Annotated in this window: 13 protein-coding genes; 4 read left to right on the top strand and 9 right to left on the bottom strand. The window is 59.4% G+C overall.

Annotation, left to right across the window (positions count from 1 at the left end; translation table 11 throughout):
• Positions 1–151: 151 nt before the first annotated feature.
• From AC629_RS46135 to AC629_RS50825, 3 genes are all read right to left on the bottom strand, one after another.
• Positions 152–430 carry an MBL fold metallo-hydrolase gene (locus tag AC629_RS46135; RefSeq protein ID WP_143199814.1) on the bottom strand — a complete coding sequence of 93 codons (279 nt, stop codon included), beginning with the start codon at positions 428–430 and terminating at the stop codon, positions 152–154.
• 78 nt (positions 431–508) lie between these two features.
• Positions 509–1207 carry a phosphate ABC transporter substrate-binding protein PstS gene (pstS, locus tag AC629_RS39995; protein ID WP_502693101.1) on the bottom strand — a complete coding sequence of 233 codons (699 nt, stop codon included), beginning with the start codon at positions 1205–1207 and terminating at the stop codon, positions 509–511.
• Complete coding sequence (locus AC629_RS50825; RefSeq protein ID WP_168195704.1) at positions 1152–1571, bottom strand: substrate-binding domain-containing protein; 420 nt, start codon at positions 1569–1571, stop codon at positions 1152–1154. The genes pstS and AC629_RS50825 overlap by 56 nt, the downstream gene beginning before the upstream one ends.
• A gap of 362 nt (positions 1572–1933) precedes the next feature.
• Here AC629_RS50825 and AC629_RS46125 point away from each other — a divergent pair, with 362 nt between their 5' ends.
• Genes AC629_RS46125 through AC629_RS39985 form a run of 3 tightly spaced genes read left to right on the top strand, consistent with a single transcriptional unit; the run spans position 1934 to position 6075 of the window.
• A complete protein-coding gene (locus AC629_RS46125; protein ID WP_143199811.1) occupies positions 1934–2074 on the top strand; it encodes a TAXI family TRAP transporter solute-binding subunit in 141 nt (46 codons plus the stop codon).
• A 31-nt stretch (positions 2075–2105) separates the two neighbouring features.
• Positions 2106–5711, top strand: coding sequence for a PAS-domain containing protein (locus AC629_RS39990; protein WP_084810176.1), 3606 nt, complete (start codon positions 2106–2108; stop codon positions 5709–5711).
• Complete coding sequence (locus AC629_RS39985; RefSeq protein ID WP_084810175.1) at positions 5680–6075, top strand: response regulator; 396 nt, start codon at positions 5680–5682, stop codon at positions 6073–6075. Before AC629_RS39990 ends, AC629_RS39985 begins: the two co-directional genes overlap by 32 nt.
• A gap of 270 nt (positions 6076–6345) precedes the next feature.
• On the opposite strand, the gene AC629_RS39980 is transcribed toward AC629_RS39985, so the two are convergent.
• The 6 genes from AC629_RS39980 to AC629_RS39955 form a co-directional block, all read right to left on the bottom strand.
• Entirely contained in the window at positions 6346–7545 is a 1200-nt protein-coding gene (locus AC629_RS39980) for an adenylate/guanylate cyclase domain-containing protein (protein WP_084810174.1), read from the bottom strand.
• A 608-nt stretch (positions 7546–8153) separates the two neighbouring features.
• A complete protein-coding gene (locus AC629_RS39975) occupies positions 8154–8867 on the bottom strand; it encodes an aquaporin (RefSeq protein WP_084810173.1) in 714 nt (237 codons plus the stop codon).
• A complete protein-coding gene (locus AC629_RS39970; protein ID WP_084810172.1) occupies positions 8867–9394 on the bottom strand; it encodes an arsenate reductase ArsC in 528 nt (175 codons plus the stop codon). Before AC629_RS39970 ends, AC629_RS39975 begins: the two co-directional genes overlap by 1 nt.
• 10 nt (positions 9395–9404) lie before the next feature.
• Positions 9405–9878, bottom strand: a complete 474-nt coding sequence (locus AC629_RS39965) for an ArsI/CadI family heavy metal resistance metalloenzyme (RefSeq protein WP_084810171.1) — start codon at positions 9876–9878, stop codon at positions 9405–9407.
• An 11-nt stretch (positions 9879–9889) separates the two neighbouring features.
• The gene (locus tag AC629_RS39960; protein ID WP_084810170.1) at positions 9890–10234 is read right to left on the bottom strand and encodes an ArsR/SmtB family transcription factor; all 345 of its coding nucleotides are present in this window, start codon (positions 10232–10234) and stop codon (positions 9890–9892) included.
• 114 nt (positions 10235–10348) lie between these two features.
• Positions 10349–10747: a DUF2306 domain-containing protein gene (locus AC629_RS39955; protein WP_168195703.1), complete on the bottom strand. Its 399-nt coding sequence runs from the start codon at positions 10745–10747 to the stop codon at positions 10349–10351.
• Between AC629_RS39955 and AC629_RS47960 the strand changes: the two genes are divergently transcribed.
• The coding region (locus AC629_RS47960) for a hypothetical protein (RefSeq protein WP_210419185.1) at positions 10734–10992 on the top strand (259 nt) is incomplete at its 3' end. The genes AC629_RS39955 and AC629_RS47960 overlap by 14 nt on opposite strands.

Below are 10992 nucleotides of genomic sequence, written 5' to 3'. Positions count from 1 at the left end.
GAATCGAACGAACTGACGCGGTCCCCCCACGTCTCTGCCGCGAGAACGCGTCAGCACGGCTTAGAAAAATTACACCTCACAGAAAACCGAGTTTTTCAACACAATCGGCCCGAAGGCGACATCCGTCCTTTTTGCCCGCCTCACAGAACCATTAGATCTTTGCCAACGATGATCTCGCCCTTGAAGTACTTCGCCGCCGGCGTGCGCCAAGTTTCATCGTCGATGCTGTCCATGCCGGAACGAGGTGCGACAGCACGAGTGTTTTGACACCCGCTTCCTGCGCGATGCGGCCGACATCTTCAGAGGGTGTGTGGTCCGCCTTCGCATGCGCCATGAAGACGTCGAACGTCACCGGCCAACCCTTAGCAATTGCTCCTCTTATGTTTGTCTCGAGGGCTGGCACGTACATCGTTTCGTGAAAATATCCCATTCCCCACTCGTTGCCGACCGACAACCGTGCGTTGCCTAAAATGACGCCGATCGGCCCGGCTGGCCCTCTTCGGGAGCGCTATTGCATCTGCGACAGGACCTGCTGGGCCTTCTTTTTGACGTTCTCGGGCAAAGACACGTAATGGACGGTCTTGGCGATCCCCTGCCCCTCGGTCACAAGCCAATTCATGATCTGATTAAGGAGCTTCCCGCGCTGAGGATCGGCTGGCTTCTTGTACAGAATGACCCAAGAATAGCCGCTGATGGGGTAACATTCAGCGCAATCCGTGTCGACGATGGAAAAGTCCGTGTCCGACACCGGCTTGGTTGCTGCAGCTGCGGCGACGGTATCGATCGACGGATAGAGGTACTTGCCCGCCTTGTTTTGCAGCAACGCGTAGGACATTTCGTTCTCAAGAAGATACGCGAGTTCGATGTATCCGATGGCACCGGACGTCTCCTGCACCAGCCCGGAAACGCCTTCGTTGCCCTTGCCGCCAACGCTAATCGGCCATTGCACGCTCCTGCCAGTACCGACTTTTTGCTTCCACTCGGGGGAGAAGTTGCTGAGAAATTCGGTGAAGATGTAGGTGGTGCCTGACTCGTCGAATCGATGAACGACGGTAATCGGCATATCAGGCGGGTTGACGCCTGGATTAAGTGTCGCGATCGCACGGTCGTTCCACTTCGTGATCTTGCCGAGATAGATGTCCGCGACTACTTCACGCGTGAGTTTCAGGCCTTTCTGGATTCCGGGCAAGTTGTAGGCGATGCCCACGCCTCCCAACGTGACAGGAATCTGAAGAACTTCCCCCCGGCGCGCGTGACAGCTCCTGCGCATTCATCGGGACGTCGGTCGCACCGAAGTCAACCGTTCTTGCTGTGAATCGCTCAATCCCGCCGCCGCTGCCGATCGGCTGGTAATCGATCGTCACATCGGGATTTTTCCGGCTGTACTCATAAAAGGCTCTTGAAAAGAATGGAAAATTGAAGGTCGAGCCAGCCCCCGTTATCTGCGTTGCCGCGTATGATGAGGTTGCGGTTGCAACCGCGAAAACTGCGACCCCAAATGCGAGGATTGCCGTCCGCCGCGGACGTTGGAAATCAAGCGCGCAGGCGCCAACAGAGCTGGTGCGGACCATCGGAATCTCCATTGTTGGCCTTGGGTGAGCAGGTAATTGAGGGCCTAGACCTCTGATTGTCGGAGCGGGCTCAGACCTCGCGACCGGGTACTTCGATATACCGAAATTTCTCGATTTCTATAGGAACGCGGCGTGGAGGTCTTGTGACTATGCTCGCCCGCGTCGACGGCACGGGCGATAGTAAGCTGAGAGTAAGCTGAGAGTAAGCCGGTTCGGCTTTAGGCTGTTTTGTGACGACAGAACTGACGGTATCGGATTGCTGACGCCGGAACATGTAAGCAAATAAGGACAAAATAGTTATTGCCCTCGTTGATGATCGAGTGGATGAATTCCCCCATACATATCGGCCAAGATGTGGCAAGATGTGGGTCATCGTGGACGTCGTCGTCATTGCCGCGCTGATGAAAGACACCGAAGGTTGCGACCATGCCCCTTCTGGCTTGCCGATGCCGCTGCACCCCGGGGCCGAGCGGTATTACCGCGAAATCGGCGCCCTGAAATAGCGGAGCGAGCCTGAAATAGCGGAGCGAGAATGTGCCCGGGCTGAGAGGGCGGCTGCTGCTCGCCTTTTTCCTGATCTGCCTCTTCGTCATCGTCGCTGCCGCGGCAGGCCTCTATGCCCTCCGCAATGTCGGACAGACTTTGGACCGGATTACGCTCGAGACCGTACCGGTGACTTTGAGCGCACAAGAGCTCTCGCGCAAAGCCCAAAAAATCGCCGCTGCCGGTCCAGCGCTGGCAAATGCCGCGAATGGGACCGAGGTGGAGGCAGTGTTGGGCCCGGCATCGGGCCAGTTGGTTGATGCGTCGACCATCCTCTCAAATCTGCGTACGGAGAAGCTCGATCCTGCTGTGCTCCGCGAGATCGGCGAGGTGCTGGCCAAGTTCAGCGAACATCTGCAATCGATGAGATCGGCAAGGCTCGATGCAATTGCGGCCATGGATCAGAAAAGGCGCGTAATCGCCGACACATTCGCGGCTTATATGCAGTTCTCGGCCACCTGGGAGCCACGCCTCGCCGCTTTGCGCAGCCAAGTCTTCGGGCTGGAGCGGAACATGACCTCACCGGATGTGGCGGCGCAGCAACGACGAGAGGCAGTGGACCGCTTCAATCAGGGGATGACGGATTTGGTGTGGCTCGACCAAATCCGGAAGCAAGTGGGTGTTGCTTTCGAACGGATCATGCGTGCGGCCGACGCCTCCAAACTCGCGGATCTCGATCTATTAAAGGAGGAGGCACAGCGTTCGGTGAGAGCCCTCGACGGCCTCGTTCCGTACGCCGATCCCGATGCTTTGCGGCAACTGTCCGACCCGCTTCGCGCCCTGCGGGGTGCGGTTGTGGGAGATACCAGCATCTTTGAGGTTGTCCGCCGGGAGATCGGGGCAAAAGCGGAGGCTCGGCACCTGATCGCCGAAAACGAGACGCTGTCGACCCGGCTGAAGGACGCCGTCGACCATCTGGTCTCCCGATCACGAAGCGAGCTCAACGCCGCTAACCTCGAGGCCCAGCGGGTTCAGGCTTTGAGCCTTCAGGTGCTTCTTACCGTCGCCGGGCTGAGCCTGGCGAGCTCGTTGCTGATCGTTTGGCTCTATGTCGGACGTAACATCGTGACCCGCTTAAGGCGCGTGAGCGGCGCGATGGTCGAGATCGCCTCCGGAGCGCGACAGATTTTGGTGCCGGTCGCAGGCAGCGACGAGGTCGCGGCCATGGGACGCGCCGTCGAGGTGTTCCGGCGCAATGCGATCGAACTCGACGAGCTGCTCGCCGAGCGCGCCGAGACGGCGGTGCGGCTCGAGAAGACGGTCGAGGAACGGACCGCCGAGCTCGCAGGCCGAGAGGCGACCTTGCGCGCTATATTCGACAACATACCGCAAGGCGTCGCGCTGTTTGACCGCGATCTCAAGATGGTCGCCTGGAATAACCAATTTCGCCGATTCGTAGACTTACCGGACGATTTCTTGCCGGGGCGGAGTAATTTCGCAGACTTCACCCGATTTCTTGCGAAAAAAGGCTACTTTGGCCCGGTCGACATCGAGACCGCAGTGCGCGAACGCGTGGCGCGGTTCGACGAGCGCTACGTCGGCGAAGGGGTGAAGCCGGACGGCAACAGCTTCGAGATTCTCAGAACCCCGATACCCGGTGGCGGCTGCATCAACATGTATACCGACGTCACCGAGCGCAAGAAATCGGAGGCATTGGTGGAACAGGCGCGGGCACGCCTCGCCGATGCTATCGAGAGCATTTCCGACGGCTTTGCCCTATGGGATCAGGACGACCGTTTGGTCATGTTCAACACTCGCTCGCAGGAAATGTTGAACTTGCCGGATCCTTTTGTTGTCGGCGCTTACTTCGAGGACCTGGTCCGGCCCTTATTTCAGGTCCATTATTACGATACGATCGGCGATCGCGAGGCTGGGTTCGAACACCGGGTGGCGCTGCATCGCAATGCGCCGACAACGCACGAACAGAAACACGCCGATGGCACCTGGCTCAGGGTCGGTGAGCGCCGTACTCAAGAAGGCGGTACCGTCACCACTTGGAGCGACATCACGACGCTCAAACAACGCGAAGCGGAGCTGGCCGATCTGGTGCGGCGCCTCGAGATTGCTCGCGACGAGGCGATGGAGGCGAGCCGCACCAAATCGAGATTCCTCGCCAATATGAGCCACGAGCTGCGGACTCCCCTCAATGCGATCATCGGATTGACCGAGTTACTCTGCGACAACGCCGCCCGTTTCGGCGCCGAGAAGGCGCTTGAGCCGCTGCGCCGCGTGCTCCGCGCTGGGCGACATTTGTTAAACCTGATCAACGACATCCTCGATCTTTCAAAGATCGAGGCCGGGAGAATGGATCTAACGCTCGAGAGCGTGGGGATTAGGCCCGTCGTCGAGGAGGTGCTCGGCACTGCGCGGCCGCTCGCCGAGCAGAACAACAACGCGCTCGAGCTCGATTGTCCCGACGGGATCGGCTCGGTTCATGCCGACACCATGCGGCTGCGCCAGATCCTGCTGAACCTGTTGAGCAACGCCTGCAAGTTTACCAAAGGCGGCGCGGTGCGGCTGCGCATTGCGCGCGCCGAAGAGTATGACCAGCATTGGATCGATTTCGCCGTCTCGGACACCGGGATCGGCATGACCGAAGAGCAACTCGGCCGCGTGTTCCAGGAATTTAGCCAAGCCGACGCGTCGACGGCCCGGCAATTTGGAGGGTCCGGGCTCGGGCTGGCCATCAGCCGGAGGCTGTGCCGACTGATGGGCGGCGATATAACGGTGACCAGCGCGCCGGGTGAAGGCTCGACCTTTACCGCGCGTCTGCCCGCGGAGGCCGCGCCGCCGTTGCTGCTGGCGACTAGCCCAGCGGCAAGCCAAGGTTGTCGCGGTACGGTCCTGGTGATCGACGACGACCCCACCGCACGCGACCTGATGGCGACATATCTCACCGACGAAGGTTTTGCCGTCGAGACCGCGGCGGGCGGGGTCCATGGGTTGAGGCGCGCGCGCGAGCTGCGGCCGGCGGCAATCATCCTCGACATCCTGATGCCCGATATCGACGGCTGGAATGTCCTCGCCGCGCTGAAGCGCGAGCCCGAACTCGCCGATATCCCCGTTGTCATCGTGACGATCGTCGACGAGCAGCGCAGAGGCATCGCACTCGGCGCCGCCGGCTATCTGACGAAGCCGATCGATCGCGAACAGCTTTTCGCGATCCTGTCACGCGTGTGCGCTGCCGGCGTGCCGGGCAGCGTCCTTGTCGTCGAGGACGACGAAGATCAGCGGCAGCTTGTGCGCGCGATCCTCGGGCCGCGGGGCTGGAGGGTTCGCGAGGCGGTGAATGGCCGGCTCGCCCTCGACGCGGTGGCGGCGGAATTGCCCGACGTGATCCTGCTCGACCTCATGATGCCCGAGATGGACGGCTTCGAGCTGGTGGCGGCGTTGCAAGCGAAGCCCGCTTGGCGCGAGATCCCGGTCATCGTCGTTACCGCGCTTGACCTGACGGCGGAAGATCGGAGGCGGCTCAGCGGCGGCGTCAAGCAAATCCTATCGAAACCCGCCTTTCCTCTTGCCGAGCTGATGGCGCGCGTCTGCGCACTGCTCGAAGGGTGTAGTCATGCGAAAGCTGCTTTACGTAGAGGACAATGAAGACAATCTCTACATGCTGCAGTTGCGGTTCGACGTGCTCGGCGGGTACGAGGTCCTCAGCGCCCGAGATGGCGCCGCTGGGATCACGATGGCGACCAGCGAACGACCCGATCTGATCTTGATGGATCTGAACTTGCCGGAGATCGACGGCTGGGAGGCGACGCGCCGCCTCAAGGCCAACCCGGCGACGCGCGACATTCCGATCATCGCGCTGAGCGCGCACGCGCTAATCGGCGAGCGAGAGAAGGCGCTCGCCGCTGGTTGCGACGATTTCGACACCAAGCCCATCAAATTCGATCGCCTGCTGGCCAAGATCGAGCAGGCCCTGGGCCGCGAAGCGAACGAATCAGGCTCAAAGTCGTGAACCTGGAGATCGGAGGTTTAACCTGGCATCGCGACGTTGCGTGGGGAGCTCTAATTACGAAAATCATTGAACGCCGAGGCGTGATGTTGGGCTTGTACGCGCCGCAAACTGCAACGCTTCAGATCATTGAAGCCGAGGCACTGAGGAAACATCAACAGAGCGCCTCCGCGCCGCGATTTTGGTCTGGAGGCGAAGCCGTGGCTGATAAGAATTTCTGCCCTGACCGGCACTCACACTTGGTGCCCAGCAAGGAACGTGCTTGACCGTCATTCACTTGGAGCCTGACGGCGCGATCACATTGTAAGCCGTCATTGGGCGGTGGATGCCCTTGAGCGTAAGCTCGCCCACCGGCTCGACTCTCATTGTGTCTTCGACTGCCATCAGGACACGCGGGCTGATCAGGATTTGGCCCGACTTGGCCTCGTCACAAAGCCGGGACGCAACATTCGACACCGTTCCAATCGCTGCATAGTCGAAGCGTCCCTCGAAGCCGATGGTCCCGAGCGTAGCAAAGCCATGCGAAATACCGATGCCAAAACCAATGTCTTGCCCTAGCTGTCGCCACTTTTCGATTAACGTCCAGATAGCTTCACGCATTTCTAGCGCCATTCGCACGGCTTGAAGCTCGGGCTTATCTATTGGAACTGGATCATTCAAGATCATCATCACGCCGTCACCCGCGAAATGCTCAAGGGTTGCACCGTACTTTATGACGATTTTCCCAATCTTCGCATGATAACCGCGCAACAACGACACCACGTCTTCAGGATCAGAGGTTTCGGAGAAACCTGTAAAGCCTCGTAAGTCACAAAAGAGTGCAGTAATCTCGCGTCGGTGACTCTGGAGTTGCTCCTCCATCCCCAACGAAACGATCAGATCAGCGACTTGTGGAGAAAGGAAGCGGCGCAGCTTTCCCATGCGCTCGATTTCGCCGAGTTGATCGGCCACTCGCTGTTCCAGAGTTTTGTTCCAAGTGGCAAGCTCAGCGGCTTGTGAGGCAAGGTTAGCCGCTTGCGCCACCACCTGATCATGTAGCATTTTGCGTTCCAGCGTTGCACGGACGCGCGCTCGGAGAAGGGTGGGCTGGAATGGCTTCGGCAGGTAGTCCTCGGCGCCAAGCTCGATACAACGAACAACGCTGTCGAGCTCGTCAATCGCCGAGATCATAATGACTGGAATATTGCGCAACTCCGGACTGGATCGCATGTGCTCGAGCACTTCGTACCCGTTCAGATCCGGCATCATGATATCCAAAAGCACCAGGTCAAAGGGCTTCGATCGCAAAACGCTCAGTGCTTCGTGCCCATTGGTTGCAATGGTTATGTTGTCATAGCCTTGGACATTAAGCTGCTGGGAGAGCGTATAACGATTTTCTTCGTTATCATCGACGACTAGCAGCGCAGGGTCGGGAACACCTGCTACGGGCTCTGCATCATCCTTGCTCGTCAAAACCAAATTTGTCGTAGCCATGGATTACTATCGCGCCTTATTAACCGATTATGCGCGCACAAACGCGAAAATTCTACCCCCCGCAGAGTATCAGTTTCCGCGCCCTCGCCAGTAGCCCACAGCGCCACAGCCTGCCAAGATCAGGCGGGCCAAGCGCGAGCATCGACAACCGGCCCGAAGTACGTCTCTTTGCAATTTTGCCAGGGGATCAACCTGACAAGCGCCCAAGACGGTCAATCTCCCAGTATCGTCGCGCAGATTACAGACGTCGGGGGCGTCGTAGACCTGAGCTCCGGCGTGGGCACGAAAGTGACACCGGATTGCATAATCAGTACGTGCGGATATGATTCCGCGAAGGTCAGGACGACTCCCCTAATCGCGTGCCCCTTAGTCCCGAATGGCGGCCAATGGTTTCCAATGCAGGTTCGTCGCGTCCGCGATCGTCTCGGCCAGTGATTGCCCCGGGGCGTGTCAGTGCGGCGCTGCATATGTCGCCTCCTGGCCCTTCACGTCATTTCGTTGCCGCGCAGCAACTAGGTCGCTTTCGGGGTAAAAGCAGACATCGAACGGCACGCGAAACCCGTAGCGTCCGGTCGAAAGTGACCCACTGCGGACCTCGAAGACTCATGTCACCCGAAAGGCTCTAGCGGTTTGCGTCGTGCTAAATTCAGTCCTTCGTTGCTCGATGGTTCTCCCCATAGCCAGCCTGCAATGGCTACAGCAACAACAGCTCCGGCCAACTGCGCCACAATGAACGCAAGAACTCCGGCAGGCGCGATACCTGCGAAGGTGTTGGACAGCGAGCGTGCAATTGTCACAGCCGGATTGGCGAATGAGGTTGATGCAGTGAACCAATAGGCCGATGTGATGTACAGGCCGACGGCATATGGGATTGCAGTCGGTGTTCGGGCGGCGCAGCCGAAGATGGTCAGGAGCAAGCCGAACGTGGCGACCGCTTCGGCCAGCCATTGTCCTGTCCCTGTTCGCTGCGTCAGCGAAAATTGGAGCAGCGGCAGTTCAAACATCAAGTGAGCCGCCCATACTCCGACAACCGCGCCGACTATTTGAGCAGCGATGTAGGCAACCCCTGTCGGCCAAGGCAGTTCGCCCCGGATCGAAAACGCAAGACTTACGGCCGGGTTGAAGTGCGCGCCGGAGATCGGCCCAAAGACCAAAATGAGCACCGCTAGGATGGCTCCGGTCGGTATGGTGTTGCAAAGAAGGACGAGCGCGACGTTACCGCCCGCGAGCTTCTGCGCCATGATGCCGGAGCCGACAACGGCTGCCAGAAGAAACGCTGTGCCAAGCCATTCCGCGAATAGACGGCGCGTGAGCGTCGGCATCAATGGGCTTCCGTGCCCTTGGCCGTCGAGCCTTCCATTTGCCCGATCTCTCGGAGCCTGCTTTGCAGGCTGAGCGCGTCGATAGACCGCAGTGGCAGCGCGGTAAAGACTGCAATGCGCTGGTTGAGCATGCGATAGGCATCTTCGAATGCGACCGCGATTTCGGCCGGTGTGCCCTTCGCTTCCGCTGGATCAGGAATACCCCAATGGGCGGTAGCAGGATGTCCGGGCCACACAGGGCATGCTTCCGCCGCAGCGCTATCGCAGACCGTGAACACGAAGTCGAACTCCGGTTCACCGGCCTTGACGAACTCGTCCCATGATTTCGAGCGATAGCCGGACGTGTCGTAGTCCAAGTTTTGGAGAAGATGGATGGTGTGCGGGTTAACCTCGCCTTTCGGCTGGCTACCTGCGCTGTAGGCGCGGAAATGACCCGCGCCGACCTTGTTCAAGATTGCCTCCGCAATGATCGAGCGTGCCGAATTTCCGGTGCAGAGGAACAGTACATTATAGGGGCGGTCAGCCATCAGCGCACCGTCACGACGCGCAGCATGCGGAAGAACTTGGCGCTGCCTGCGGAGTGCAGCACGCCGATTGCTTCGCATGCGCGATGCGCGCTTGATTTTCACCGGAGCCGTCACCGTACACGGTGCTTTCGCCTGTCGTGTGGAAGGTTTCCCACGCGATGCCTGCAGGGTCGTCGATCCACGCCTTCTCGGACTTGGCGTAGCAGCAAGTCGTCTCGCCCTGCTCGATGATGTTGCCGCCCGCCTGTCGGAGGCGGTCGTAGACCTCGTGCAATTCATCGGCGTTCTCGACCTGAATGCCGAGATGATCGAGGCCGGGTTGGCGGCCGCGCGTCGAGATGGCGAAGTTGACGCGTGGATCGTCGAGCATCCACTTGGCATAGTCCGGCTTCACCACGGACGGTTGAGCCGCGAACAGCGCCGAATAGAACCCGATAGACCGCGACAGGTCCTCGACAGAGACGTGAACGTGCAGTCGCTTCATGGCTTTTCCTTTCAAGCTGGCACCTTGGCGCGCTTTCGCGCGGGCTTGCACTCAACGGCAGGAGCACAAGGCGCACCGCCGCAGCAATTCTCGGTCAGGAAGCCGAGCAGCGCGGTCATCGTCTCGAACTGCGCCGAATAGATCATTAAGCGGCCGTCGCGACGCACCGTAACGAGGCCCGCGTCTCGAAGCCGATCAAAGTGGAATGTCAGCGTATTGGGCGCGAGATCGAGAGCGCCTGCGACTGCGCCCGCTGTCATGCCCTCCGGTCCAGCTTGCACAAGTAGCCGGAATACATCGAGGCGATTGTCCTGCGCGAGCGCCGCCAAGGCGGCAACAGCATCTGTCTTTTTCATATTTCAATGGTTATCGAAATAACTTTTGCCGTCAAGCATTATTTCAGCATCCATTGAAATATGGCTGTATTGCAGCATGCTTCCGCTAATTCCGATGTCCTTGAGACGCCGGGTTCAGTGATGAGATGCCCGCACCAAGGGGTGCCACAGCAGCGCCCGAACGATGAGCGGCAGTCCGACGGCTAGCGGTAATAGCCAATACATGGCGTGAGGAAGGTCCTTCCACACTGGCAATTGCTTTCCATTGTCCACGTAGAAGGCGATCAGCATGAAGACATATGACATGCTCATCCCAGTGATGTGCAGCCTCACCCAATGTCGCCAACGCCATCGAACCATCGAATGACCGAACCAAGCGCAGGCGAAGGAAGCGGCACCCAGTACGAACAGGTGGTAGTTCTCGGACCAACGCATGATGGATAGGAAGGTGGCAGACGCGAAGAGCGCGAGCAGACACCAAAAGTACACCGCGCCGAATTTGGAATGACGTCCCCGGCGCTTGATGGAGAGCATCGCCCCCCGCGCCTGTTACGACGCACGCTATGCCGAGCGGGATATGCACCCCGATGACCACAGCGAGAAAAGCGGGGTCAGCCGAGGGAATGACGATGCCGCCGATGATGGTCGCGTCGCTGGCCATGTCCGCTATCGAAGAGATTGTGTTGCAAAACTCCGGTTGAGGCGACTCGCGAACCGTGATTCCGTTGGTTTGAGGCGGCATTTGCGGGAGCAGCGGATGTTAGGGCGGCAGGAGAGCG

It is taken from the genome of Bradyrhizobium sp. NAS80.1 (genome assembly GCF_001908205.1).
Classification (GTDB): domain Bacteria; phylum Pseudomonadota; class Alphaproteobacteria; order Rhizobiales; family Xanthobacteraceae; genus Bradyrhizobium.
This window is presented reverse-complemented; position numbering and strand designations above follow the sequence as displayed.